Below are 25,939 nucleotides of genomic sequence, written 5' to 3' on the forward strand. Positions count from 1 at the left end.
GGCCGTCTGAAACGTTTCAGACGGCCTTTGCCTTATTCCATTTTTTGTGTTTTATCCACAATCGATATTCCTATCCATTATTTAACACTCCCTTACAAACCCGTTAAAATACTGCCTTTATCATGCTGATTGTCTGACTCTGATGAACTGGTCTTATCTGATCGATGCCATCCCCAAATTCGTCGATGCGGCAAAGCTGACGCTGGAATTGTCGGTATATGGCGTCGTTTTGTCGTTGCTGTTCGGCCTGCCCGTTGCCGTGGTTACGGCATACCGCATCCGCCCCTTCTACGCATTGGCACGCGCCTATATCGAGCTGTCGCGCAATACGCCCCTGCTGATCCAATTGTTTTTCCTGTATTACGGCCTGCCGAAAATGGGCATTAAATGGGACGGTTTTACCTGCGGCGTAATCGCACTGGTTTTCTTGGGCGCAAGCTACATGGCGGAAGCCATCCGTGCCGGTATTCTGGCCGTCCCCAAAGGGCAGATCGAAGCGGGCAAGGCCATCGGTTTGAGCCGCTTTCAAGTGTTCCGCTATGTCGAATTGCCTCAGGCATGGGCGGTCGCCGTTCCCGCCATCAGCGCAAACGTATTGTTTTTGATGAAAGAAACATCTATCGTCAGCGCGGTCGGCATTGCGGAATTGCTGTTCGTTACCAAAGACATCATCGGCATGGACTACAAAACCAACGAAGCCTTGTTCCTGCTGTTTGCCAGCTACCTGATCATCCTTCTGCCCGTTTCGCTTCTGGCGCGCTGGGCAGAAAACCGCGTACGGAGTGCAAAATATGGTGTTTGACTGGCTGTTTGAAGGACAAAATGCGGCACGCTTGGGCGAAGGCTTGTTGCTGACGGCGCAGATTTCCCTGGTCTCCGTTGCCGCCTCCTGCGTATTGGGTACGCTGTTCGGCTTGGTTTTGCGTTCGCACAACCGGCTCATCCGCTTTATCGGACGGTTTTATCTCGAAACCATCCGAATCGTACCGATTTTGGTGTGGCTGTTCGGCCTGTATTTCGGCCTATCCGTCTGGACAGGCATCCACATCGACGGATTTTGGGTCTGCGTCTGGGTATTTACCATGTGGGGCATCGCCGAAATGGGCGATTTAGTCCGCGGCGCATTGGAATCGATTGAAAAACACCAAGTCGAATCAGGCCTGGCACTCGGCTTGAGCCGCGGGCAGGTATTCCGCTACATCGAGCTGCCGCAAAGCATCCGCCGCGTATTGCCCGGCGCCGTCAATCTGTTTACGCGCATGATCAAAACCAGCTCGCTCGCCTCCCTTATCGGCGTCATCGAAGTCGTCAAAGTCGGCCAGCAAATCATCGAAAACTCGCTGCTGACGCAACCCAATGCTTCATTTTGGGTTTACGGCCTGATTTTTATGCTGTATTTCTTCTGTTGCTGGCCGCTGTCGCTGCTGGCGGCAAAACTTGAACAAAAATGGGAACACTGACATGGCTTTACTGAGCATCCGCAACCTGCACAAACAATACGGCAACGTAACCGCCATTCAATCCTTAGACTTGGACTTGGAAAAAGGCGAAGTCATCGTACTGCTGGGCCCGTCCGGCTGCGGCAAATCCACCCTCCTGCGCTGCGTAAACGGTTTGGAGCCGCACCAAGGCGGCAGCATCGTGATGGACGGTGTCGGCGAATTCGGCAAAGACGTTTCCTGGCAAACTGCCCGGCAAAAAGTCGGCATGGTCTTTCAAAGCTATGAACTGTTTGCCCACATGACCGTCATCGAAAACATCCTCTTAGGCCCGGTGAAAGTACAAAACCGCAACCGTGCCGAAGCAGAGGCACAAGCCGACAAACTGTTGGAACGCGTCGGCCTGCTCGACCGCAAAAATGCCTATCCGCGCGAACTCTCCGGTGGCCAGAAACAACGCATCGCCATTGTCCGCGCCCTGTGCCTGAATCCGGAAGTCATCCTGCTGGACGAAATCACCGCCGCACTCGACCCCGAAATGGTGCGCGAAGTCTTGGAAGTGGTTTTAGAACTCGCCCATGAAGGCATGAGCATGCTCATCGTAACCCATGAAATGGGGTTTGCCCGCAAAGTTGCCGACCGCATCGTCTTCATGGACAAAGGCGGCATCGTCGAATCGTCCGACCCCGAAACCTTCTTCTCCGCCCCCAAAAGCGAACGCGCCCGCCAATTCTTGGCAGGCATGGACTACTGATTTTATTTTCAGGCCGTCCGAACCCTTTTTCAGACGGCCTCCACTTTCAACCAAACATTTGAAAAGGAAACACTCATGCAATTGAATGCCAAATTCAAAGCCCTCCTCGCCTCCGCCGCCATCGCCGTCGGCCTGACTGCTTGCGGGGGCGGCTCCGGCGATGCCCAATCTTCACAAAGTAGCGGCGCGGCAACCGTTGCCTCCATCAAAGAAAAAGGCGTCATCCGTATCGGCGTATTCGGCGACAAGCCTCCGTTCGGCTATGTTGACGCCAACGGTAAAAACCAAGGCTTTGACGTTGAAATCGCCAAAGACCTGGCCAAAGACCTGCTCGGCAGCCCTGACAAAGTCGAATTCGTCCTGACCGAGGCCGCAAACCGCGTCGAATACGTCCGTTCCGGCAAAGTCGACCTCATCCTCGCCAACTTCACCAAAACACCCGAACGCGCCGAAGCCGTCGATTTCGCCGATCCTTACATGAAAGTGGCCTTGGGCGTAGTTTCCCCCAAAGACAAACCGATTACTGACGTTGCGCAATTGAAAGACCAAACCCTTCTGGTCAACAAAGGCACCACCGCCGACGCCTTCTTCACCAAAAACCATCCTGAAGTCAAACTGCTGAAATTCGACCAAAATACCGAAACCTTCGACGCACTGAAAGACGGCCGCGGCGTAGCACTCGCCCACGACAACGCCCTGCTGTGGGCATGGGCAAAAGAAAACCCGAATTTTGAAGTCGCCATCGGCAACCTCGGCCCTGCCGAATTCATCGCCCCGGCTGTTCAAAAAGGCAACACCGACCTCCTGAACTGGGTCAACGGCGAAATCGCCGCCATGAAAAAAGACGGTCGTCTGAAAGCCGCCTATGAAAAAACCCTCTTGCCCGTGTATGGCGAGAAAGTCAAACCGGAAGAATTGTTGGCGGAATAAACCGACTATTTTCTCGGCAAAAAGTCACTTGGCCGTATTTCAGCCATCCGATTTGTGATTGATTTAAACAAATATCATACCTAACAACAGGCCATCTGAACGTATTATCGATATCTTCAGACGGCCTGTTGTTTAAAAACGAATAACATGATAACCTTTTAATAATGGATGAAATAATTCGTCCGATATTTCTACAAAGCAAAAAGGACTCTATCTTATGAACCGTCGTCAATTTATCGGCAGCGCTGCTGCTGTTTCCCTCACCGCCGCCGCTTCTTTCGCCCGTGCTCACGACCATGCAGGCCATGCACACCATGCTGGTCACGCGCATTCTGCACCGCGCGCCTACGAAGCTGCGCGCAAAGCGGCCGCACATTGCGTTGAAGCCGGTCAAATCTGTCTGGCACACTGCATCGCCCTGTTGAGCGAAGGCGATACCTCCATGAAAGACTGCGCAGCCGGCGCTAACCAAATGTTGGCACTGTGCGGCACATTGCAAAACCTCGCTGCCCAAAATTCACGCCTGACCCCGTCTTTGGCAAAAGTGTGCATCGAAGCCTGCAAACAATGTGCTGCCGCCTGCAAAGAACACGCCAGCCACCACGCTGAATGCAAAGCCTGCTACGAATCTTGCTTGGCTTGCATTAAAGAATGCGAAAAAATTGCCGCTTAAGCACTATTGAAAAAAGGCCGTCTGAAATCTTTCAGACGGCCTTTTGTTTATGGTTTCGTTCACGCTATTCAGCTGCAAGCTCTTGCTCATCCAACAGCTTTTTCTTCACAACCGCAGGATTGCCCGCGGCCACGCAATAAGGCGGCACATCTTTGGTAACCACCGAACCTGCGCCGATTACCGCGCCCTTGCCGATGGTAACGCCGCCCATGATAATCGCACGCCGGCCGATCCAAACATCGTCTTCAATCACAATCGGGCGGATGTCCGTATAGCCTTCAAAGCGGCGGGTTTCAGGGTTGAATTTGTGGTTGGTCGAATAAAACAGGCATTCCGGCCCCATCATCACGTTCTTGCCGAGGGTCAGGCCATGGCAGATTTCGCAATTGACTCCGATACCCGAATTGTCGCCGATTACCGTATCCGGAAAAACATATCCGCCTTTTTCGATATTGACGTTTTTGCCGATGTTTGGGGAAATGCACGCAGCCAAAGCGGCGCGGAATTTTTGCGCAATCCGGCCGAAGGGTTTGCAATAAGACGGAGGCAACATTCCTCCCCAGACACGCAAAATACGCGTCAATATCCTTTTTTGCATGGATTCCGTCTCCTGTTCGTAAAAGCGTAAATATTAATCAGACTATTATTTTTCTTAAAGTTTCACATCTAGAAGAGGTTTTACATCCTCTTTTCAGTTGAATTACAGCCCGATTACACAATATTTAGTTTGAAACTCTATTCTAAACTGTTCTCGCCTGTTGCGAAACTGCCCGCTATGCAAAATATCCGCTTGACGAAACAGCCAAAAATAGCGAAAATCCCACGCTTAACTGAAGTACAGGCAAAACCCCTGTGCCCGCTTAATCGAAAGGAAATCAAATGAAACAAGGTATTCACCCGAACTACCACGAAATCAACGTTACCTGCTCTTGCGGCAACAAATTCGTGACCAAATCCGCAATGGAAAAAGACAGCTTCAACGTTGAGGTTTGCTCTCTGTGCCACCCTTTCTACACCGGTACCCAAAAAATCGTCGACACTACCGGTCGCGTGGACAAATTCAACAACAAATTCGGCAACCTGTTCAAACGCTAATTGCCGCTTTGTCAAAAAGACTGCTTCGTGCAGTCTTTTTTGCATTCAGGCCGTCTGAAACCTTTCTTTCAGACGGCCTCGCCATATCGGATAAACATCCTTTCAAATACCCGAAAAAACCAGCGGTAAACATGATTTTTACAAAGCGCCCCGGTCCGGCATATCGCGCAAACCCGTCAAACCCTGTACCATTGCCATTCAAACCAACCGTTTTTTGACCTTCCATGCTGACTTACACACCGCCCGATCCGCGCCGCCCCCAAAAAACCCATGAAAAACCATGGCTCCTGCTGCTGATGGCCTTTGCCTGGCTGTGGCCGGGCGTGTTCTCGCATGACTTGTGGAACCCTGCCGAACCCTCTCTCTTTACCGCCTCCGAATCCATGAAAAACGGCGGCAGCCTGCTGGTTGCGCAAATCTTCGGCCAACCCGACTTTACTATCTCCCCGGCTTTTTTGTGGGCGGCAACCGCATTCCAAACCCTGTTTTCGCCTTGGGCGGCCGATGCCTATGATGCCGCACGTTTTGCCGGCGTGGTATTTACCGCCGTCGGACTGACCGCCTGCGGTTTTGCCGGTTTCAACTTTCTCGGCAGACACCACGGCCGCAGCGTTGTCTTAATCCTTATCGGCAGCATCGGTTTGCTGCCCATCGCCCACTTCCTCAACCTCATGTCGGCTGCTTTTGCCGCATTTGGATTGATTCTGTGCGGCTTTTCACTGGCACGCCGCCGCGTCATTATTGCCATTTTGCTGTTGTGCAGCGGCTGGGTTTTACTCTCCCTTTCCTCAGGCTATCTGCTGACCGCGGCCATGATGTTTTTGGCACTTGCCCTGTCGTTCCATTCCACTTGGCAAAGCAAACGCTATCTGCTGACTCTGATTGGCGCCATTGTCGTTTCCCTGCCCCTGCTGATTCTGTATCCGCTGGTTTTATCCAGAACCCATCCCGAATGGTTTGATATATGGTTCAACCATTATTCTTTAGGCGTATTCGGCGGCTTCCATCAAATTCAGACGGCCTTCAACCTGCCTTATTATCTGAAAAACCTGCTGTGGTTTGCTCTGCCTGCTTGGCCGCTGGCGGCATGGACGCTCAGCCGCACGCGTATCCACGATAAAAACTGGGGCATTCTGAGCCTGTCGTGGCTGGTTATCATGACAGCCCTACTCGCCATCAATCCGCAACGCCTGCAAGACAACCTCGTTTGGCTGCTGCCGCCACTCGCTCTGCTCGGCGCGGCACAACTGGACGGCCTGCGTCGCGGCGCGGCGGCATTTATCAACTGGTTCGGCATCATGGCATTCGGTTTGATTGCCGTGTTCCTGTGGCTGGGCTTCTTCGCCATGAACTACGGCTGGCCTGCCAAACTGGCCGAACGCTCCGCCTATTTCAGCCCGTATTACATCCCCGACATCGACCCGATTCCGATGGCCGTCGCCCTGCTGTTTACCCCGTTATGGCTTTGGGCGATTACGCGTAAAAACATCCGCGGCCGTCAAGCTGTCACCAACTGGGCGGCCGGCGTTACCTTGGCCTGGGCTTTGCTGATGACCCTGTTTTTACCGTGGCTCAACGCTGCAAAAAGCCATGCGCCGGTGGTACACCAAATGGAAGCCGCGCTTTCTGCCGAATTGAAACAGCAGCTTTCAGACGGCCTCGAATGTATCAACATCGACGGCCAAGACCAGCGCACACGCATTGCGTGGACACAATACAGCCATATTAAAACCACAACCGACAACCCGTCCTGCCGCTACCGCCTCATCCGCCAAGCCGCCAACATCGGCGCACCTTCGGGCTGGCAAACCTTGTGGCAAGGCGCAAGACCGCGCAACAAAGCCGAGACTTTCCTATTGCTGGAAAAAACTGCGGCGCAGTAAATCACACCAGCCTCAAAACCGGAAATTCTCCGTTCAACAAAGGCCGTCTGAAAGAACTTTTATCCTTTCAGACGGCCTTTGACTTACTTTAACACCGCTTCCCGTACAATGGCCCTTTTCCCTTATCTGCCTAAAAACATGAAACCCAACCGCCTTTTGCCCCTCGTCCTCTTATTGACCGCCCTCTCCGCCCATGCCAAAGATTTCATCATCTACGACCGCATGGACTACGTTGGCAAACCCGACCTGACCGCCGACAAACTCTCTAAAGTGTTCTTGGTTTACGAAAGCGAGCTGGTCAAACCCGATCCGACAGGCAAACGCAAACACGGCGTACTCAACGAAGCGCGTATCCGCGAATTGGCCAAACAATCGCGCCGCGAAGGCTACCGCATCATTTCCACCGACATCGAAAGCTGGTTTGCCGAAAAAGACGGCCAGCTGCTGACACCCGACGAATTGAGAACCGACTTCGCCCGGATGTACCAAATCTTCAGAGAAGAAAACCCGCGCGCCGTCATCAGCAACTACGGCATGCCTTCCGAACACCTGCACGGCATCCGCCACTACCGCCCCAACGTTGACAACGAAGCCATCTTGGCCAAATGGCGGCAAGTCAGCAAACGCCGTGCGCCCACCGCCGCCATCAGCGACTATGCCAATCCTGTGTTCTACATCACTTCCCCCGATTTGGTGCAATGGGAAAAAGACGTCAAAACCGCCGTTGACGACATCCATCAACGCTTTCCCAATAAAAAAATCATCGGCTACATCTGGCCGCAATATTATTCGGCCACCAACAGCCCTTATTTCAAACAGTTCATCGACCCCGTCCGCTGGCGCAAAATGCTTGAAATCAGCAAAAAATACACCGACGGCGTGATTATCTGGTCGGACAAGCGCGATGAAAACAACCAAATCGTGCGCTGGAACGATCCGCGCATCCAAGCCACGATGAAAGCGACTCAAGCCTTCATTCATGCTAATGCCAAAGACATCAAGGTAGAAGGTTTGTAGAAATATTAAAAACAAGGCGGGCATATTTACCCGCCTTTTTACTTACCTACACAACTGTCTGTATGTTTGACACAACATACAACAAACGACCGTAGCACCAACGCTTCTGCGTTCTTTCACACGTTTTTACCCGTTATTCCTAAACGCAGGTCGTCTGAAAATTGCCCGAATATCCAATACCCTTTACAATACCCGTAATTAAAATACATTTTCCGACACTCCCCTCCTGCATGAGTTCCACACCCTTCATCGAAATGAAAGACGTTGCCTTCGCATATGGCGACCGTCCTATTCTGAACAACATCAACTTCAGCATTCCACAAGGCAATTTCGCCGCCGTAATGGGTGGTTCGGGCAGCGGTAAAACCACGCTGATGCGCCTGATTACGGGTCAAACTCACCCACAATCGGGCAAAGTGCTGATTGAAGGGCGCGATTTGGCCGCATTTTCGGCGCAGGAGCTGTACGAACACCGCCGCCGCATGGGCGTTTTGTTCCAACACGGCGCATTGTTCACCGACTTATCCGTCTTCGACAACATCGCCTTCCCCATGCGCGAGCTGACGGATTTGCCCGAAGCAGTCATCCGCGACTTGGTGGTGTTGAAACTGAATGCAGTCGGTTTGCGCGGTGTTGAAAACCTGATGCCTTCGGAGCTTTCCGGCGGTATGTCGCGCCGCGTCGCCCTCGCGCGTACAATTGCGCTCGACCCTGAAATCATGTTGTATGACGAACCTTTCACCGGCCTCGACCCGATTTCGCTGGGCGTCATCGCCCACCTCATCAGCCGTGCCAACAAAGCCCTGCGCTCAACCAGCGTGATGGTAACGCATGATATTGAAAGATCATTGGAAATTGTCGATCAAGTCATTTTCTTGGCACACGGCGAAATCATGTTCTCCGGCTCGCCCGAAGAAATGCGCGAACTCGATTCGCCTTGGGTACGCCAGTTTGTCGGCGGCTTGGCAGACGGCCCTGTCGCATACCGCTATCCGGCGCAAACGACTTTAAAACAAGACTTGCTGGGCTGATGTTCAGACGGCCTGAAACTTAAACAAGGCCGTCTGAAAACCATTTAACCAATCAACTGAAACCTATGAATTTTATCCGTTCTGTCGGGGCAAAAACCCTCGGCTTCATCCAATCGCTGGGCAGTATTACGCTGTTTTTCCTGCATATCCTGGCCAAATCAGGTACGGCATTTGCCCGCCCGCGCCTGAGCATCCGCCAGGTTTACTTTGCAGGCGTGTTGTCTGTCCTGATTGTTGCCGTGTCCGGCCTGTTTGTCGGCATGGTATTGGGCTTGCAAGGCTATACGCAGCTGGCAAAATTCAAATCCGCCGATATTTTGGGCTATATGGTTGCCGCTTCCCTGTTGCGCGAATTGGGTCCCGTATTGGCGGCTATTCTGTTTGCCAGCAGCGCGGGTGGTGCCATGACCAGCGAAATCGGCTTGATGAAAACCACCGAGCAGCTTGAAGCAATGAACGTGATGGCGGTCGACCCCGTGGCACGCGTGGTTGCACCGCGCTTTTGGGCAGGCGTGTTTTCCATGCCTTTGCTGGCTTCGATTTTCAATGTTGCCGGTATTTACGGCGCGTATTTGGTCGGCGTCGAATGGCTGGGTTTGGACGGCGGTATTTTCTGGTCGCAAATGCAAAACAACATTACCTTTCATTATGACGTACTCAACGGCTTAATCAAATCCGCCGCTTTCGGCGTAGCCGTTACGTTAATCGCCGTACATCAGGGCTTCCACTGCGTACCAACTTCCGAAGGTATTTTGCGCGCCAGTACACGCACCGTAGTGTCTTCCGCCCTGACCATCCTTGCCGTCGACTTTATGTTGACCGCGTGGATGTTTACCGACTAAAGGCCGTCTGAAACGACACTTAAAAAGAATGAAACAAGGACAATAGCACATGAAAAAAAATGCTTTGGAATTTTGGGTAGGACTGTTTGTCTTACTGGGCGCGGCCGCTATCGGCTTTCTCGCCTTCCGCGCCGCCGGCGGTCAATCGTTCGGCAAATCATCACAAACCTACACCGTCTATGCCGATTTCAGCGACATCGGCGGCTTGAAAACCAACGCTCCGGTCAAATCCGCAGGCGTACTGGTGGGCCGTGTTGCCTCCATTCAGCTCGATCCTAAATCCTATCAGGCAAAAGTCGCCCTCAATCTGGACAGCCAATATCAGTTCAGCAGCGACGTTTCCGCACAAATCCTGACTTCAGGCCTGTTGGGCGAACAATACATCGGCCTGCAACAAGGCGGCGATACTGATTCTTTGGCGGCAGGCGACACCATTACCGTCACCAGCTCCGCCATGGTTTTGGAAAACCTTATCGGCAAATTCATGACCAGCTTTGCCGAAAAAAACGCAGACAGTAAATCTGCCGGTCAAAACGAACAATAAACACATATCAACCCAATATTCAGGACACTCCCATGAAAAAAACTTCCTTCATCAGCGCATTGAGCATCGGCGTATTGAGCATCAGCATGGCATTTGCCTCTCCTGCCGACGCAGTCAACCAAGTCCGTGAAAACTCCGTTCAAGTGCTGAAAATCCTCAACAGCGGCGATGCCAACACCGCACGCCAAAAAGCTGAAGCCTACGCCATCCCTTACTTCGACTTCCAACGCATGACCGCTTTGGCCGTCGGCAACCCATGGCGTACTGCAACTGACGCACAAAAACAAGCGTTGACCAAAGAGTTCCAAACCCTGCTGATCCGCACCTACTCCGGCACCATGCTGAAATTCAAAAACGCCAAGGTCAACATCAAAGACAACCCTGTTGTAAACAAAGGCGGTAAAGAAATCGTTGTCCGCGCCGAAATCAACGTTTCCGGCCAAAAACCGGTCAACATGGACTTCACCACTTACCAAAGCGGCAACAAATACCGCGCATACAATGTCGCAGTAGAAGGCGCAAGCTTGGTTACCGTATACCGCAACCAATTCGGCGAAACCATCAAAGCCAAAGGCATCGACGGCCTGATTGCCGACTTGAAAGCCAAAAACGGCGGTAAATAATCCACCCCCGCACCATGCCGCCTGATGTTCAGACGGCATGGTGCCTTACATCATAAAGACACCATGCAAACAGAAATCCGCAACGGCACGCTCTACATCAGCGGCGACGTTACCGTCAAAACCCTGACTGCCTCCGCCTTTGCGCGCTACGAACAACAATGCCGTCTGAAAGAAACAGACAGCATAGACTTCAGCCAAGTAGGCAAAGCAGATTCAGCCTGCGTTTCCCTGCTGCTCAACGCTCTGCGCCGGACAGACAAAAAACCGACCATTCAAAACATTCCCGATTCCGTCCGCGCACTGGCCGAACTTTACGAAATCAAAGACTGGTTGCAATCATGAAAAAAACCACCGCTTCACTCTGCCTCCTCATCAGCATAGCCTCCGCTCCCGCACTTGCCGAACGCAATCCAGCCGACCCTTACGAAGGCTACAACCGTACCGTTTCCAAGTTCAACGACAAAGCAGACAAATACGTCCTTTCCCCTGTCGCACGCGGTTATCGCAAAATAACGCCCAAACCGGTGCGTACCGGCGTGAGCAACTTCTTCAACAACCTGCGCGATGTCGTCAGCTTCGGCAGCAATGTACTGCGCCTTGACGTCAAACGCGCCAGCGAAGACCTCGTCCGCGTCGGCATCAACACCACCTTCGGCCTTGGCGGTTTAATCGACGTAGCCGGTGCAGGCGGTGTGCCCAGCAATAAAAACACCCTCGGCGATACCTTCGCCTCATGGGGCTGGAAAAACAGCAACTACTTCGTTGTCCCCCTACTCGGCCCGTCTACCGTACGCGATACCGTCGGCAACGCCGTCACCACCGTCTATCCGGTTAAAAATGCCGTCTTCCACACCAGAGCAGGACGCTGGGGCACAACCGGCCAGCAAGCCATCAACACCCGTGAAGAACTGCTCGACCTGACCGACAGCCTCGAAGGTGCAGCCATCGACAAATACAGCTACACACGCGACCTTTACATGAAAGTCCGCACCCAACAAACCGGCGGCACGCTCCCTCAAAACGAAGACGACAACATCGACATCGATGACTTGGTGGACAGCAACACCACTTCCGAACCGGTAGCACCCCAATCCGCTCCGGCAGAAATCCCCGATACAGCCAATCCCCAAACCCTGTATCAAACACCATCAGAAAATCCCTGATTGTTCCCAAAAATAAAGGCCGTCTGAAATTCAGACGGCCTTTATCCCCCAAAAGATAGCCAGTCCCCCACCTTTGCTATATCATTCAACTATACAGAAACCAAGGAAAACACCATGTACGAAGTCAACCGCAGCGTCTTCCTGCTTATCCCCCTCGATCCTTTTTGGAACTGGCTGAAATCCCTGCCCGGCAATCACCTTGATGGCCTGACGCTTGAAGATATCCAAGCCGATGCCAACTCCTACCTCGTTCGCCCGTGCGAAACTGCCGACGAAGTATGGGATGAAATCGAAGCGCGCTTTGAAGACATTTTTGCTGCTGAATTGGCCGACTGGTGCGAAGACGAAAGCGAATGGCCGGATTTGGACGCCGACATTTTCAACGAATGGTTCGACATCCAACTCTCCACCGTGATTACCGACCTCGAACACGAACCCATCGCACGCGAAGAGTTCCAACCCATCAATCTCAACTGATGAAACTGACCGTCCGTAACTACCACCTCGACGGCTACGGCCACGTCAATAATGCGCGCTATCTCGAATTTCTCGAAGAAGCGCGCTGGACGTTTTTTCAAGAGCATGAGCTTCTGTCCGAACTCGAAGGCATCATGCTCGTTGTTGCACGCGTTGACATCCGCTATCGCCGTCCGTCGCTTGAAGGCGATGTTTTAACCTTTACAGGCCGTCTGAAAGACATCGGCACACGCCACATCATCCTCAGCCAAACCGCGACCCTGCCCAACGGCAAAGCCGCCATCGAAGCCGAAGTGACCCTTATGCCCGTCAGCAGCGAAAGCGGCCGCAGCATCAGCGTTCCCCAAACCTTAGCACACGCCATTCAAAACCTCGAATCATGAAAAAAATACTCACACTCCTTGTCGTTGCCACGATTGGCGCGCTTCTTGCCTTCGTCCTTATCCCCAGCAACAAAGCCGCCCCTGATTTCGCCCTGCCCGACCTGCAAGGCAAAACCATTACCAACGCTGATTTAAAAGACAAAGTTACCCTCATTAACTTCTGGTTTCCCTCCTGCCCCGGCTGCGTGAGCGAAATGCCTAAAATCATCAAAACCGCCCAAGATTATCAAGGCAAAAACTTCCAAGTCCTCGGCATTGCCCAACCCATCGACCCCATTGAAAGCGTCCATCAGTACGTCAAAGAATACGGCCTTCCTTTCACCGTCATGTACGATGCCGACAAAACTGCCGCAAAAGCCTTTGGCACACAGGTTTACCCGACTTCCGTCCTGATCGACAAAAACGGCAACATCCTCAAAACCTACGTTGGCGAACCCAATTTCACCCAACTCTACCAAGAAATTGACCAAGCCCTCGCCCAATAAATCCAAGGCCGTCTGAAACCACATTTCAGACGGCCTAAAACCGAAATATCCTTTATAATAAGCAACATTTTATCCGTTCAGACACCAAGCTCCTCTATTAACAAAGGCCGTCTGAAACAACCGAATACCCATAAGAGAACACCATGAAATTTATCGACGAAGCAAAAATCGAAGTCGCCGCAGGCAAAGGCGGTAATGGCGCAACCAGTTTCCGCCGCGAAAAATTCGTACCGCGCGGCGGTCCTGACGGCGGCGACGGCGGCAAAGGCGGCAGCGTATGGGCAGAAGCCGACGAAAACACCAACACCCTCGTCGAATACCGCTTCGTCAAACGCTACCAAGCCAAAAACGGCGAAAAAGGCCACGGCTCCGACCGCTACGGCGCAGGTGCGGACGACATCGTCCTCAAAATGCCCGTCGGCACCCTTATCCGCGACCTCGACACCGACGAAATCGTCGCCGACCTCACCTACCACGGCCAGCGCGTCTGCCTCGCCAAAGGCGGCAAAGGCGGCTTGGGCAACATCCACTTCAAATCCTCCGTCAACCGCGCGCCCAAACAATCCACCCCCGGCGAAGAAGGCGAAACCCGTTCCCTGCAACTCGAACTCAAAGTCCTCGCCGATGTCGGCTTGTTAGGTATGCCCAACGCCGGTAAATCCACCCTAATTACCGCCGTATCCGCCGCACGCCCCAAAATCGCCAACTACCCCTTCACCACCCTGCATCCGAATTTAGGCGTCGTGCGCATCGACGAAAACCACAGCTTCGTCATGGCCGACATCCCCGGCCTGATTGAAGGCGCAGCAGAAGGCGCAGGCCTCGGCCACCGCTTCCTCAAACACCTATCGCGCACCGGCCTGTTGCTGCACGTCGTCGATTTGGCACCCTTCGACGAAACCGTCAACCCCGCCGAAGAAGCACTCGCCATCATCAACGAATTACGCAAATACGACGAAGAGCTCTACGACAAACCGCGCTGGCTGGTGCTGAACAAACTCGACATGCTCGATGAAGAAGAAGCCCAAGAACGCACCACCGCCTTCCTCGAAGCCATCGGCTGGGACTATCCGAAACCAGACGACCGCTTCCAATTCGACATGGAAACCCCGCGCCTCTTCCAAATCAGCGCCCTGACCCACCAAGGCACGCAGGAATTGGTACACCAAATCAACCAATACCTGACCGAGAAAAAACGCATCGAAGCCGAAAAAGCAGAAGCGGAACAGGCAGCGGCAAATGTTGAGATTGCCGAGCAGCAGCCTAAAACAAATACAGATATTCTGAAGACTGAATAACTCTGTAGCGGCCTACATTTCGTTTATTCTATCGGAAAGATATATTTAACAAAATTATGAAATTAGGAAAGAATTTTAGCATGAGAAAAGTATTAACCCTAATAGGCTCAGCAATTCTGCTATCAGCCTGCAACTTGGAGGATGGAAAAATGTTTGATTCAGCTTATGACTTTCACGGACTACCCAAAGCAGAAAGTGACCCTGTTGTAACCGAGAATCCGAAAAAGCATCAAAAATACGAATTGACGGTTACGTTTAAAAATGCACCAGGAAAATTTGAAATTTCCAGACTGGTAGAAAACTATGATGCAAAGAATTGTATGATTACCACCAACCGTGCAGCTGGCGCAACCGCGTATGCAGTTTACCAACCTGAATTTACCTTAAAAAAAATCAGCGATACAGTTTATCAAGGGGAATTTTATACCGATAGGCCTTTGAATGAAGACTATTTTGGTCAGGGAGTGTGTTTGTGGGAAAATTATGGTGTTTCTCTAGAATTCAAAGCTGATAACAATAAAAAAAGTACCCTTTTTTCAGCATATATTGACGATACCGTATGGAAAAATATGGCAGAAAAAGGTACAACAGTAAACTTAATCTACTATCACCAAAAAGCAGATTATCCAATTGCTACTTGGTTAGATAGTGAAACTGGTCTTGTTTCCAGTGGAGTTACAGCAGAACAAGCGCAACAAAGAGGCATTGATTTAAAAGATGCATTTAGTATTGAACTTGAAATACGGAGAGCCTAAATATGAAAACGCAAAATTATCTTGCAACTGCTGATTTAGCTTATAAAAATCTAAAAGAAGGTCAACATATTCGAGGAATTGATAATGTAGAATATGAAGTTGTCAAATCTCTCCATACTAAATCTGGCTACGACGGCTATGTCCTGTACAGAAAAGACACCAATGAACTAGTTGTTACTCATAGAGGTACATGGCCCGAAAAAAATGCAAAAGCCACAGATATACTGACCGATTTAGGCATGGCAGTCAATCAAGGAAACAATCAATATCCCGATGCCAAGAAATTGACAGAAATAGCTATATCATTAACTCAAACGCGTTATCTAGGAGCCGTAATTCACCAGTCAGGACACTCTCTCGGCGGAGCTCTAGCACAATTGTGTGGCTACAATTATGGGCAACAAACTGAAACATTCAATGCCTATGGTGCAGCCAAGCTGAATGAGAAACAACCTGGTAAACAATCCAATGCCAAATTAATCACAAATCATGTCCGTGGTATCGATCCTGTTAGCTCTGCAAGTCCGCATTTAGGCAACGTTAAATATTATCTGCACGAGGGTGAAAAAGAGGCATTATATCTTCACGGTTTCGGACGCTTTAATATATCTCTAAATCGCACATGGTCACTTGCAATCTTAGGTGCCGCAGCAAGTCATGGACTTGACAATTTCAAAAACGGCGGACTATCAGCTCAAAGCCATTCTTTTGCCTCTGAGCATATAAATCTAATTAAAGAATTCCGTACAGAATTTGAAGCAGACGTACAAACAATAGGAAGAAATATTAGATTTATTAAAGATAGAATAAACGATGGAATTAGATGGGGCAAAGAAGCGCTTGATTGGGGGAAAGATGCGATTAATTGGGGGAAAGATGCATTTAACTGGGGAAAAAAAGCCTTGAATCTCTCAGCAAACGTCAATACCACTGAAAGCCAACTTGCCCAACTTATAACCGATAGTAATTTTCCACTAAAAGAGAATGACAATACAAATCGTCTTGTTGCAACCTCCTCCACTGCAGCACAAATCCCACAATCCAAATATGACGAAGTCAAAGGTATGCTGCGAGGACTTATCAATGATACTGATGGTTCATATGCTCAAAGGGTACTTGCAGAACATCCTGAGCAGGTTGCTCTTTTTGACGAAAAAATCCGTCAAAATGTAGCGCTAAACCAAGATAGACAACAAGAATTAGTAGCTGAGAAGAGTCAAGCGTTCCAGCATGAAGAGCAACAGAGAGTCTTTTCTCGATCATTCGGCTAATTTAATTTTCTACTAAACTTCCTTTAGAACTTTAATTTATCTTTTTCCTAAAAACCTCAAAAATCAAATGACCAAGGAAGAGGTTAAAATTTTAGTTCTATAGAAAGCCTAAAAATAAATTATTTAATTAATAAAACTCTCCCATGACCACCATCTACAACACCCTTACCCGTCAAAAAGAACCCTTCTCCCCCATCGATCCTAAAAACGTGCGTATGTACGTTTGCGGCATGACCGTTTACGACTATTGCCACTTAGGCCATGCCCGTGTGATGGTTGTATTCGACATGATTGCCCGCTGGTTGCGCGAGTGCGGTTATCCGCTCACTTATGTGCGTAACATTACCGACATCGACGACAAAATCATCGCACGCGCGGCTGAGAACGGCGAAACCATCGGCGAACTGACTGCGCGTTTCATTCAGGCTATGCACGAAGATGCCGATGCTCTGGGCGTATTGCGTCCCGACATCGAGCCGAAGGCGACAGAAAACATTCCGCAGATGATTGCCATGATTGAAACCCTGATTCAAAACGGCAAGGCATACCCTGCCGCAAACGGCGACGTTTACTACGCCGTGCGTGAGTTTACCGCTTACGGTCAATTGTCGGGCAAATCGTTGGACGACCTGCGCGCAGGCGAGCGTGTGGAAGTGGACGGTTTCAAACGTGATCCGCTTGATTTTGTGTTGTGGAAAGCCGCCAAAGCAGGCGAACCGGCATGGGAAAGCCCGTGGGGCAACGGCCGTCCGGGTTGGCATATTGAATGCTCTGCTATGAGTGAAAACCTGTTCGGCGATACTTTCGACATCCACGGCGGCGGCGCGGATTTGCAGTTCCCGCACCATGAAAACGAAATCGCTCAAAGCGTCGGCGCAAGCGGCCATACCTGCGGCCATGACCATGCGCAAACCCATCACGGTAAAAGTATCGCCAGCCACGTCAAATACTGGCTGCACAACGGCTTCATCCGTGTGGACGGAGAAAAAATGTCCAAATCGTTGGGCAACTTCTTCACCATCCGCGAAGTGTTGAAACAATACGATCCGGAAGTCGTGCGTTTCTTTATCCTGCGCGCCCACTACCGCAGCCCGCTGAACTACTCCGACGCGCATTTAGACGACGCAAAAGGCGCGCTGACACGCCTGTACACCACCTTGAAAAACACGCCAGCGGCTGAGTTTGATTTATCTGAAAACGCCAACGACTACACCCGCCGCTTCTACGCCGCCATGAACGACGATTTCGGCACGGTCGAAGCCGTTGCCGTACTATTCGAGCTGGCAGGCGAAGTGAACAAAACCAATGATGCACACCTCGCCGGCTGCCTGAAAGCCTTGGGCGGCATCATCGGCCTGTTGCAACGCGATCCGACCGAGTTCCTGCAAGGCGGCGCGGTTTCAGACGGCCTCTCCAATGAAGAAATCGAAGACTTAATCGCCCGCCGCAAACAGGCACGCGCGGATAAAAACTGGGCGGAATCCGACCGTATCCGCGACCTTCTGAACGAACACAAAATCATTCTGGAAGACAATGCCGGCGGTACAACTTGGCGCCGCGGTTGATTTCATGGCATAGATAAAAGGCCGTCTGAAACTGTTTTCAGACGGCCTTTTTAATTTTGCTATTTCAAAAAGGGCGCAAACATCGCGCCCTTTGTTGAAAACATCATTTCATTTATGCGCCGAATACTTTCAGACGGCCTTCGATTGGTTGGAAGGCTTTTTCGCCGGCAGGAGCCGCGATACCACCAATCACCATTTGCGCACGCAATAACCAGCTTTCCGGCAGGTTCCATTCTTTGGCGATGGCCGCATCAGGCAGCGGATTGTAGTGTTGCAGATTGGCGCCGATACCGGCAGCCGCCAATGTTGTCCACACGGCATATTGAACCATGGCATTTGCCTGATCCGCCCAGATTGGGAAGTTGGCCGCATAAGATGGGAACTGCTCTTGCAAGCCTTTGACAACATCTTGATCTTCAAAGAATAAAACTGTCGCCGCACCTGCTTTAAACAAGTTCAGTTTTTGGGCAGTGGCTTCAAACTGCTCGGCAGGGACAATTGCACGCAAAGCTTCTTCGACAAAATGCCACACTTTGGCATGTTCTTCGCCAAATAATACGACCACTCGGGCAGATTGCGAATTAAAAGAAGACGGCGTATGCAAAACGGCGTGTTCGATGATTTTGCTTACTTCCTCATTGGACAAAGGTAGGGTGTTGTTCAATGCATAAATAGAACGACGGGTTTCAGCAGCTTGTTGCAAAACAGAATAAGTCATGATCTTTTCCTTAAATTAATCTTTATCTTTGCCAAAAACGTTATCCAAAGCCCACGCTCCGCCACCGGCTACTGCCAGGTACAAAAACACGAAGCAGAACAAAACGGCAGATTCACCCTGGTTGGCCAATGGAAACAAAACATTACCAGAAGACGCGTGCGCCATAAAGTAGGCGACCGCCATCTGACCGGACAAAACAAACGCGGCCGGACGCGTAAACAGGCCCAATATCAATAAGATACCGCCGACAATTTCCAAAATACCGGCCACCAGCATCAAGCCTTCGGGCGCGCCGCCCATGGACATCGGAAAACTGAAAAACTTGGCCGTGCCATGCAGCAAAAACAGATACGCCGTCACAATGCGCAAGACAGACAATACAACAGGTTGGAATGATTTGAGGGCTGACATCTTAATAATCCTTATCTTAAATGGCTACCTGAAAGAGGTAGGGAGCAATTTCAATAAGTGCAGTATAGATAATTCCCAGTAAGAGATATATACTCGAATTATTGATACAACGTTTCCTAATAAGAAATCATGGACACCCTATTCAGCCTAAAAGTTTTCCGCCAAGTTGTTCAAAGCGGCAGTTTTACCCGTGCTGCCGATCAGCTCAATATCTCCACCGCCATGGCCAGCAAACACGTCAGCCATCTGGAAAACACCATTCAAGCCAAGCTCTTACACCGCAACAGCCGCAACCTTCATCTGACCGAAGCAGGCGAAGCATACTACCGCCAATGCAGCTACGCGCTGGATACCTTGGACACCGCCGCCCAAAAAGCGGCAGGCGGTGCCGACACGCCGCAAGGTATGTTGCGCGTTACCATGCCCTTGTGGTTTGCAGGTGGCAATATGAGCGCATGGTTGGCAGAATACCGCCAGCGTTATCCCAAAGTCACGCTCGACCTCGTCCTCGACAACCGCCATATCGACCTCATCGCCGAAGGTTTCGACCTCGCCTTACGCGTTTCCAAAACCCCCTCCCCTTCGCTGATCGTCAAACCGCTGGCCAAAATTGAGTTCGTCCTGCTTGCCGCACCCGACTATCTTGCCCGGCACGGCACACCCGATACACCCGAAGCCGTCATGCAGCACCAAGCCATCCTGCCTTCCTATACCAGTCAACAAAACTGGGAAATTACCCACCGCCACACCGGAGAAAAAGCCATTCTCCATCTCTCCCCCGTTATCCGCAGCGACAACACGCTGATGATACGCGAGCTGATTAAAGCAGGCGCAGGCATAGGCTATCAGCCCCTTTGGGCGGTCCAGCAGGAATTGAAGGACGGTACATTGGTCCAACTCCTGCCCGATTACACCATCTGGACAGACCAACTGAACGCCACCTATGTCGACAGGGCCTTTCTCAGCGCGAAAGTGCGCAGCTTTATCGACTTTTTCAATGAAAAAATATCGGAAGGATAAACATCAAGGCCGTCTGAAACACTTTTCAGACGGCCTTTAATCAAAGCAACAATCCAATCAATAATTGGTCGAGCAGAACTGTTCGCGTTTGTCCGCATCGGCGGCATAGCATGTCAAACCCATGCCTGACGCATTGCTGTTGTTCGCTTTCGCACCCGGTTTCTTGTTCACCAAAACCTTACCGTTTTTACCGATTTCCACGGTTACGCCTTTGCCGTTTTTCAGCTTCCATTTCAACACTTGCGCATCAGCATTCTGACACTTATTGACTGTACAGCCGCCTTCTGTCGCAACATTACCGTTTTTATAAATCACGCACTGCTGCTGGCTGTCGGTACAGGCCGCATAGGCCGCAACGGAGAAACAGGAAATCAGCGCGGCAAACAAAACAGGTTTCATGGTTTGAACTCCTAAGGTTGTGATGATGGGTTTGTAATATTTGGAACTATACGCTTGTTTGCATGTGCCTACTACAAAATGTATCGGTAATATTCAATAGACGCATCACTATATCCACTCCATCAATTATCTAATTCGCCCCATACGATAAAGGCCGTCTGAACATCATTTCTCAGACGACCTTCAATTGGTTCTCTACCTTACCGCTTCAACTTCGCAAACGCATCTGCCATCGCCGAATTGGTTGGGGCGCGGTCGTTGCGTTGGGGTTTGCGGTCACGGCGTTCCTGATATCGGGTTTCAGACGGCCTGTTGCCTTTGGTTGCGCCGCCCGGTTCGTCATCCAGTCGCATAGTCAGCGCGATGCGTTTACGCGCAGCATCGACTTCCAGCACTTTCACTTTCACCACGTCGCCGGCTTTCACCACTTCGCGCGGGTCTTGGACGAACTTGTTGGACAGGGCGGAGATGTGCACCAAACCGTCCTGATGGACGCCGATGTCCACGAACGCGCCGAAGTTGGCAACGTTGGAAACTACGCCTTCGAGTATCATGCCGACTTGCAAGTCGCTGATTTCGTGGATGCCTTCGGCGAATGAGGCCGTCTGAAACTCGCCGCGCGGGTCGCGGCCGGGTTTTTCCAGCTCAGACAGGATGTCCAGAATGGTCGGCAGGCCGAAGCGTTCGTCAGTGAAGTCGGACGCTTTGATTTGCTTCACGCGCTCGCGGTTGCCGATGAGTTCGGCGGCGGTAATACCTTGTTGCGCCAGCATTTTGGCGACGACGGGATAGGCTTCGGGGTGCACCGCGCTCGCGTCCAGCGGCTCTTTGCCGCCGTTAATCCGCAAAAAGCCTGCCGCCTGCTCGAAGGTTTTTTCGCCCAAACGCGGTACTTTCAGCAATTTTTTGCGGCTGTCGAACGCGCCGTTTTCATCGCGGTAGGCGACGATGTTTTGGGCAAGGGTTTGATTCAAACCGGAAATCCGCGCCAAGAGCGGGGCAGAGGCGGTGTTCACGTCCACGCCGACGGCGTTCACGCAGTCTTCGACCACTGCGTCCAGCGATTTGGCGAGCTGGCTTTGGTTCACGTCGTGCTGATACTGCCCCACGCCGATGGATTTGGGGTCGATTTTGACCAACTCGGCGAGTGGGTCTTGCAGCCTACGGGCAATGGACACCGCGCCGCGCAGGGAAACGTCTAAGTCGGGGAACTCGCGCGCCGCCAGTTCGGACGCGGAATAAATCGACGCGCCGGCTTCGGAAACGACGATTTTGTGCAGCCCCATTTTCGACATTTCACGCACCAGTTCGCCCGCAATTTTGTCGGTTTCGCGGCTGGCGGTGCCGTTGCCGATGGCGATGAGCTTCACGCCGTGTTGTTTAATCAGGCGCGACAGCGTTGCCAACATATTGTTTTCTTGATGCAAATAAACGATAACGGTATCCAGCAGCTTGCCCGTGTCGTCCACCACGGCGCATTTCACGCCGTTCTTGTAGCCGGGGTCGAGACCCAAAGTCGTCAGCCGTCCGGCGGGCGCGGCGAGCAGTAAGTCTTTGAGATTGCGGGCGAACACGGTAATCGCATCGGTGTCGGCGGCTTCTTTCAGACGGCCCAAGGCTTCGAGTTCCAGCGACAAAAAGATTTTCGCACGCCAAGTCAGGCGCACGGTATCGCGCAGCCATTTGTGGCCGTCTGAAACCTTGAAACGGCGGGCGATGAGTTGCTCGTATTCGCTTTGCTGGGTAATCGGCGTGTCGTCGGGCTGGTATTTGAGCGCGATGTTCAAAATGCCTTCGTTGCGGCCGCGCAAAACCGCCAGCGCGCGGTGGCTGGGCATGGTGCGAATAGGTTCGCGGTGGTCGAAATAATCGCTGAATTTTTCGCCTTCGGTTTCTTTACCTTCAACGACTTGCGCGTGAATTTCGGCTTCGTTCCACAGCTTGTCGCGCAGCGTGCCGATAAGTTCCGCGTCTTCGGCAAACTGCTCCATCAAAATCGCGCGCGCGCCGTCCAGCGCGGCTTTGGTGTCGGGGACGTTTTCGTTCAGGTAGCCTTGCGCGGCGGCTTCCACGTCCTGCGGCTGCTCGGCAAGCAACACGTCCGCCAGCAGCTGCAAACCGTGTTCGCGCGCGATTTGCGCTTTGGTGCGGCGTTTGGGCTTGTAGGGCAGATACAGATCTTCCAGCGCGGTTTTGTTGTCGGCGGCCTCGATTTGCGCTTTGAGGTCGTCTGAAAGTTTGCCTTGCTCTTCAATACTTTTTAAAACAACGGCTTTGCGATCTTCCAACTCGCGCAGGTATTGCAGCCGCTCGGCAAGCTGGCGCAGCTGCGTATCATCCAGCCCGCCTGTAGCTTCTTTACGGTAACGCGCGATAAACGGCACGGTCGCACCGTCGTCTAAAAGCTCAATAGCGGCATTAATTTGCACGGCCGTAGCCGAAAGTTCTTGGGAAAGAATCTGAGTAATGTTCATCAATAGAATTCCAACGGACAGGCCGTCTGAAATTTCAGACGGCCTGATTTAAAAAACAATCGCTTTAAGGCAGCGAATTATAATATTCGTAGGCTTTGTCCATGTCTTCAAACTGGTACATATGCCCTTTTTCCAGCACCATCGCATTATCGCAATATTGCTTCATGGCGCTGTGGCTGTGCGACACCAAAATGATGGAACGGTCTTTGCGCTTTTCAAACAACTCGTACTTACATTTATCGGCAAAGCGTGAGTCGCCAACCGCAATCACTTCGTCAATCAGATAGCAGTCAAATTCTACCGCCAACGACAAAGCAAATGCCAAACGCGCCTTCATACCCGAAGAATAACGCTTAACCGGCTCGTAAAGATATTGACCCAGCTCGGAAAACTCTTCGGTAAAGTTTTTCACATAATCGATGTCGACGTTGTAAATCCGGCAGATGAAACGCAAATTGTCCATACCGGTCAGACTGCCTTGAAACGCACCGGAAAATGCCAAAGGCCAAGAAATACTCATCGTCCGCTTGATTTCGCCCGTGGTCGGCGGCTCAACGCCACTGATCAAACGAATAAGCGTCGATTTACCTGCACCGTTGCGGCCGAGAATACCGATTTTCTCGCCCTTTTCCATTTTGAAGTTGATATCGTGCAAGACTGTCCGCCAACCTTGGCGGGTCAGATAGCGTTTGGAAACGTGTTCAACTGAAATCATTGCGGCTCAACCCCTTTGCTGAATCTCGCCACCATCGCCAAACCAAGCAGCAGCAAAACTAAATTACACAACAAAATATACCAAGGATTTTCGTAAGTCGTAACGCTGTTACCAAAATATCCGGCACGGAACATTTCTGTACCATGCACCATCGGAAGCATCAGTACATAGTGTTGCAACTGCTGAGGCAGGTTATGCACGAAGAAAAACACGCCGGACAAAGGCATCATCACAAAACTGATGGTACTCCAAACCTTGCCAAACGGCTCAAAGTGAAACGCCACCGAACAGATGACCAATCCCAATCCAACGGCAAACATTGCCATCAGCAGCCAAGCCAACAACATATAGAAAATATCTGCCGGTACATCAATCCAGCCGATGACGACCAATGCGAACATAATCACGACCTGCGCAATCGTAGCACCGGCAATCTCTAACAACATACGCGCAAAAATGGTATCTAAAACGCGTACATTTCGGTGATACAGCAGGCTTGTGTTGGCCGCAATCGAACCGATAGCACGATTAGAAGCATTACGCCACATCATCATCATCGGATAGCCTGTCAGTGTGAATGCCACGATATTCAAAGCTGACACGTTGTGCATGCGGAAAAATTTCCACATCAACACCATAACCAAAGTCAGCAGCAAAGGTTCGACAAACAACCACAAAAAACCAATGTTATTACGACCGTAGCGAGTAATAATTTCACGCATTAAGAGTGCGCCGATTACCCTTTTTTGGATAAGCAGCGACTCCCAAAACGATGTTTTATGTAACTCTTTCATCAGTTTTTATGCTCACGGATACTTGCAGACAGCAACACGGCAATGCCATAGACAATCAAACCGATGACAAACGTTGCCACGATGTTGTAAAGACGGTTTGGCTCATGCGCCAAGTCAGGTTTGTTCGGTTGGGAAATCACTTCCAAATACAGCTGCTGACGATCCGCTTCCGCTTTCGCACTTTCCAAAGAAGTCATCGCCGCAGCCAATTGTTTCTCGGCCAATTCGTTTTCCAAATACACGCGTTGATATTCCGCCGCCTGATTGGACAACGAACCCTCGCCACCACCGGAAATCGCTTTCATTTGTTGCGAGATTTCTTTACGTAAGCTCTTCTCACGCGCAATCAGACCCGGAATTTGCGGATTTTCAGGCGTAACGGCTTTTACCTGGTCAAGCTGGGTTTGAATGACAATCAACTCGTCCTGCAATTTAGACACCAAACCCATTTGCACATCGGATTGCGCCTTCAAGTCGAAAATACCGTTGGACACACGGAATTTTGTCAATTGGGCAGAAGCTTCTTTAACTTTCTCTTCAGCAGAATTGACCACTTCCTGAGCATAACGAATCGTATCTTGACGCGCACGCTCGTTCAGCTGGTTAATCAATACCTCACCCTGTTTGAGCAAAGCATCATTGATCTTTTGAGATTCACCGGCATTGAACGATGTAACGCTCAAATTGGAAATGCCTGAGACAGAGTCAAAATGGATGGATACCTTATCGCGGTAGTATTGATAAAAGGCCTCATCCTCGCCACGCAGGCCAAAACCATTAAAACGGCTGAAAATGTCGCCTTCTTTTTCATAAAAATCACGAACGGGCATTTTCTTACGCAACGCATCCAAAGCCGAACGCGACTGCATATATTCCTGCACGGTATAAATATCGTCTTGAGAACGAGAAAAACCAGACCCCTGCAAAATAGCGCCCAGGCCGTTCAAAGACGATTGGCTCTTAGGAGAACGCACCACAAAGCTGGACTGGGATGTGAACTGATCAGAAGCAAATAGTCCGAAATACACACCGGAACACAAAGTCGGCACGATAACCGTCACCCAAAGCAACGGATTAATCTTACGCAACCAAGACTTTTTGGCCTTTTTCTTTTCGGGAGCCGGTTGTTCCGGTTTCACATCCACATTTGCAGAAACTTGCTCAGACATTATTTTCCCCA

General features: G+C 51.0%; 31 protein-coding genes. 22 read left to right on the top strand and 9 right to left on the bottom strand.

Features of this window, described 5'->3' with window-relative positions; genetic code table 11:
• The first annotated feature begins 142 nt into the window (after window positions 1-142).
• The 5 genes from HMPREF2551_RS03185 to HMPREF2551_RS03205 all read left to right on the top strand — a co-directional run bounded on the left by HMPREF2551_RS03185 (window position 143) and on the right by HMPREF2551_RS03205 (window position 3,796).
• Window positions 143-802: an amino acid ABC transporter permease gene (locus HMPREF2551_RS03185; protein WP_049323587.1), complete on the top strand. Its 660-nt coding sequence runs from the start codon at window positions 143-145 to the stop codon at window positions 800-802.
• Entirely contained in the window at window positions 792-1,460 is a 669-nt protein-coding gene (locus HMPREF2551_RS03190) for an amino acid ABC transporter permease (protein WP_070837099.1), read from the top strand. The genes HMPREF2551_RS03185 and HMPREF2551_RS03190 overlap by 11 nt, the downstream gene beginning before the upstream one ends.
• Before the next feature lies 1 nt (window position 1,461).
• Window positions 1,462-2,193 carry an amino acid ABC transporter ATP-binding protein gene (locus HMPREF2551_RS03195; RefSeq protein WP_070606252.1) on the top strand — a complete coding sequence of 244 codons (732 nt, stop codon included), beginning with the start codon at window positions 1,462-1,464 and terminating at the stop codon, window positions 2,191-2,193.
• A gap of 75 nt (window positions 2,194-2,268) precedes the next feature.
• Entirely contained in the window at window positions 2,269-3,123 is an 855-nt protein-coding gene (locus HMPREF2551_RS03200) for an amino acid ABC transporter substrate-binding protein (RefSeq protein WP_070837101.1), read from the top strand.
• 217 nt (window positions 3,124-3,340) lie between these two features.
• Entirely contained in the window at window positions 3,341-3,796 is a 456-nt protein-coding gene (locus tag HMPREF2551_RS03205) for a four-helix bundle copper-binding protein (protein WP_070837103.1), read from the top strand.
• 64 nt (window positions 3,797-3,860) lie between these two features.
• On the opposite strand, the gene HMPREF2551_RS03210 is transcribed toward HMPREF2551_RS03205, so the two are convergent.
• Entirely contained in the window at window positions 3,861-4,394 is a 534-nt protein-coding gene (locus tag HMPREF2551_RS03210) for an acyltransferase (RefSeq protein ID WP_036492142.1), read from the bottom strand.
• A 281-nt stretch (window positions 4,395-4,675) separates the two neighbouring features.
• Between HMPREF2551_RS03210 and rpmE the strand changes: the two genes are divergently transcribed.
• A complete protein-coding gene (gene rpmE / locus HMPREF2551_RS03215) occupies window positions 4,676-4,891 on the top strand; it encodes a 50S ribosomal protein L31 (protein WP_003681847.1) in 216 nt (71 codons plus the stop codon).
• Here rpmE and HMPREF2551_RS03220 read toward each other — a convergent pair.
• The gene (locus tag HMPREF2551_RS03220; protein WP_070837105.1) at window positions 4,881-5,117 is read right to left on the bottom strand and encodes a hypothetical protein; all 237 of its coding nucleotides are present in this window, start codon (window positions 5,115-5,117) and stop codon (window positions 4,881-4,883) included. The two genes, rpmE and HMPREF2551_RS03220, sit on opposite strands and share 11 nt — an antisense overlap.
• Between HMPREF2551_RS03220 and HMPREF2551_RS03225 the strand changes: the two genes are divergently transcribed.
• The 15 genes from HMPREF2551_RS03225 to cysS all read left to right on the top strand — a co-directional run bounded on the left by HMPREF2551_RS03225 (window position 5,116) and on the right by cysS (window position 18,228).
• Entirely contained in the window at window positions 5,116-6,774 is a 1,659-nt protein-coding gene (locus tag HMPREF2551_RS03225; RefSeq protein WP_070837107.1) for an ArnT family glycosyltransferase, read from the top strand. The two genes, HMPREF2551_RS03220 and HMPREF2551_RS03225, sit on opposite strands and share 2 nt — an antisense overlap.
• A 138-nt stretch (window positions 6,775-6,912) precedes the next feature.
• A complete protein-coding gene (locus HMPREF2551_RS03230) occupies window positions 6,913-7,791 on the top strand; it encodes a hypothetical protein (protein WP_283122405.1) in 879 nt (292 codons plus the stop codon).
• A 230-nt stretch (window positions 7,792-8,021) separates the two neighbouring features.
• The gene (locus tag HMPREF2551_RS03235; RefSeq protein ID WP_070837111.1) at window positions 8,022-8,822 is read left to right on the top strand and encodes an ABC transporter ATP-binding protein; all 801 of its coding nucleotides are present in this window, start codon (window positions 8,022-8,024) and stop codon (window positions 8,820-8,822) included.
• 65 nt (window positions 8,823-8,887) lie between these two features.
• Window positions 8,888-9,664, top strand: coding sequence for a lipid asymmetry maintenance ABC transporter permease subunit MlaE (gene mlaE / locus HMPREF2551_RS03240; protein ID WP_070606268.1), 777 nt, complete (start codon window positions 8,888-8,890; stop codon window positions 9,662-9,664).
• A 49-nt stretch (window positions 9,665-9,713) separates the two neighbouring features.
• Window positions 9,714-10,208 carry an outer membrane lipid asymmetry maintenance protein MlaD gene (gene mlaD / locus HMPREF2551_RS03245; protein ID WP_070837113.1) on the top strand — a complete coding sequence of 165 codons (495 nt, stop codon included), beginning with the start codon at window positions 9,714-9,716 and terminating at the stop codon, window positions 10,206-10,208.
• Window positions 10,209-10,240: 32 nt separating this feature from the next.
• Window positions 10,241-10,831: an MlaC/ttg2D family ABC transporter substrate-binding protein gene (locus tag HMPREF2551_RS03250; protein WP_036492158.1), complete on the top strand. Its 591-nt coding sequence runs from the start codon at window positions 10,241-10,243 to the stop codon at window positions 10,829-10,831.
• Between the two features lie 63 nt (window positions 10,832-10,894).
• A complete protein-coding gene (locus tag HMPREF2551_RS03255) occupies window positions 10,895-11,173 on the top strand; it encodes an STAS domain-containing protein (RefSeq protein ID WP_036493932.1) in 279 nt (92 codons plus the stop codon).
• Window positions 11,170-11,994 carry an MlaA family lipoprotein gene (locus HMPREF2551_RS03260; protein ID WP_070837115.1) on the top strand — a complete coding sequence of 275 codons (825 nt, stop codon included), beginning with the start codon at window positions 11,170-11,172 and terminating at the stop codon, window positions 11,992-11,994. Before HMPREF2551_RS03255 ends, HMPREF2551_RS03260 begins: the two co-directional genes overlap by 4 nt.
• Window positions 11,995-12,108: 114 nt before the next feature.
• Window positions 12,109-12,471, top strand: a complete 363-nt coding sequence (locus HMPREF2551_RS03265) for a hypothetical protein (protein WP_003681812.1) — start codon at window positions 12,109-12,111, stop codon at window positions 12,469-12,471.
• Window positions 12,471-12,854, top strand: a complete 384-nt coding sequence (locus HMPREF2551_RS03270) for an acyl-CoA thioesterase (protein ID WP_070837117.1) — start codon at window positions 12,471-12,473, stop codon at window positions 12,852-12,854. Before HMPREF2551_RS03265 ends, HMPREF2551_RS03270 begins: the two co-directional genes overlap by 1 nt.
• The gene (locus HMPREF2551_RS03275; protein ID WP_004519060.1) at window positions 12,851-13,339 is read left to right on the top strand and encodes a peroxiredoxin family protein; all 489 of its coding nucleotides are present in this window, start codon (window positions 12,851-12,853) and stop codon (window positions 13,337-13,339) included. Before HMPREF2551_RS03270 ends, HMPREF2551_RS03275 begins: the two co-directional genes overlap by 4 nt.
• Window positions 13,340-13,482: 143 nt before the next feature.
• Window positions 13,483-14,637: a GTPase ObgE gene (obgE, locus tag HMPREF2551_RS03280; RefSeq protein WP_070837119.1), complete on the top strand. Its 1,155-nt coding sequence runs from the start codon at window positions 13,483-13,485 to the stop codon at window positions 14,635-14,637.
• Window positions 14,638-14,717: 80 nt separating this feature from the next.
• Window positions 14,718-15,392, top strand: coding sequence for a hypothetical protein (locus HMPREF2551_RS03285; RefSeq protein ID WP_052014861.1), 675 nt, complete (start codon window positions 14,718-14,720; stop codon window positions 15,390-15,392).
• Between the two features lie 2 nt (window positions 15,393-15,394).
• On the top strand, window positions 15,395-16,663 hold the full coding sequence (locus HMPREF2551_RS03290) for a Tle-like phospholipase domain-containing protein (RefSeq protein WP_070837121.1): 1,269 nt from the start codon (window positions 15,395-15,397) through the stop codon (window positions 16,661-16,663).
• A gap of 143 nt (window positions 16,664-16,806) precedes the next feature.
• The gene (gene cysS, locus HMPREF2551_RS03295; protein WP_070837123.1) at window positions 16,807-18,228 is read left to right on the top strand and encodes a cysteine--tRNA ligase; all 1,422 of its coding nucleotides are present in this window, start codon (window positions 16,807-16,809) and stop codon (window positions 18,226-18,228) included.
• 112 nt (window positions 18,229-18,340) lie between these two features.
• Here the strand turns inward: cysS and HMPREF2551_RS03300 are convergent, their stop codons facing one another.
• Both HMPREF2551_RS03300 and HMPREF2551_RS03305 read right to left on the bottom strand, forming a co-directional pair.
• Window positions 18,341-18,946, bottom strand: a complete 606-nt coding sequence (locus HMPREF2551_RS03300) for a nitroreductase family protein (RefSeq protein WP_070837125.1) — start codon at window positions 18,944-18,946, stop codon at window positions 18,341-18,343.
• Between the two features lie 15 nt (window positions 18,947-18,961).
• Window positions 18,962-19,357 (bottom strand): DoxX family protein, encoded by a 396-nt coding sequence (locus HMPREF2551_RS03305; RefSeq protein ID WP_036492177.1) that lies wholly within the window; start codon window positions 19,355-19,357, stop codon window positions 18,962-18,964.
• Window positions 19,358-19,486: 129 nt separating this feature from the next.
• Here HMPREF2551_RS03305 and HMPREF2551_RS03310 point away from each other — a divergent pair, with 129 nt between their 5' ends.
• The gene (locus HMPREF2551_RS03310; protein ID WP_070837128.1) at window positions 19,487-20,377 is read left to right on the top strand and encodes a LysR family transcriptional regulator; all 891 of its coding nucleotides are present in this window, start codon (window positions 19,487-19,489) and stop codon (window positions 20,375-20,377) included.
• A 57-nt stretch (window positions 20,378-20,434) separates the two neighbouring features.
• Here HMPREF2551_RS03310 and HMPREF2551_RS03315 read toward each other — a convergent pair whose 3' ends face one another.
• From HMPREF2551_RS03315 to HMPREF2551_RS03335, 5 genes are all read right to left on the bottom strand, one after another.
• Complete coding sequence (locus HMPREF2551_RS03315) at window positions 20,435-20,776, bottom strand: hypothetical protein (RefSeq protein WP_049329464.1); 342 nt, start codon at window positions 20,774-20,776, stop codon at window positions 20,435-20,437.
• A gap of 200 nt (window positions 20,777-20,976) precedes the next feature.
• The gene (locus HMPREF2551_RS03320) at window positions 20,977-23,250 is read right to left on the bottom strand and encodes a Tex family protein (protein ID WP_070837130.1); all 2,274 of its coding nucleotides are present in this window, start codon (window positions 23,248-23,250) and stop codon (window positions 20,977-20,979) included.
• Between the two features lie 64 nt (window positions 23,251-23,314).
• The gene (locus HMPREF2551_RS03325) at window positions 23,315-23,965 is read right to left on the bottom strand and encodes an ABC transporter ATP-binding protein (RefSeq protein ID WP_003747991.1); all 651 of its coding nucleotides are present in this window, start codon (window positions 23,963-23,965) and stop codon (window positions 23,315-23,317) included.
• The gene (locus HMPREF2551_RS03330) at window positions 23,962-24,759 is read right to left on the bottom strand and encodes an ABC transporter permease (protein ID WP_070837132.1); all 798 of its coding nucleotides are present in this window, start codon (window positions 24,757-24,759) and stop codon (window positions 23,962-23,964) included. Before HMPREF2551_RS03330 ends, HMPREF2551_RS03325 begins: the two co-directional genes overlap by 4 nt.
• Complete coding sequence (locus HMPREF2551_RS03335) at window positions 24,759-25,928, bottom strand: capsule biosynthesis protein (RefSeq protein ID WP_070837134.1); 1,170 nt, start codon at window positions 25,926-25,928, stop codon at window positions 24,759-24,761. Before HMPREF2551_RS03335 ends, HMPREF2551_RS03330 begins: the two co-directional genes overlap by 1 nt.
• Between the last annotated feature and the right edge of the window lie 11 nt (window positions 25,929-25,939).

It is taken from the genome of Neisseria sp. HMSC066H01 (assembly GCF_001837375.1).
GTDB lineage: Bacteria > Pseudomonadota > Gammaproteobacteria > Burkholderiales > Neisseriaceae > Neisseria.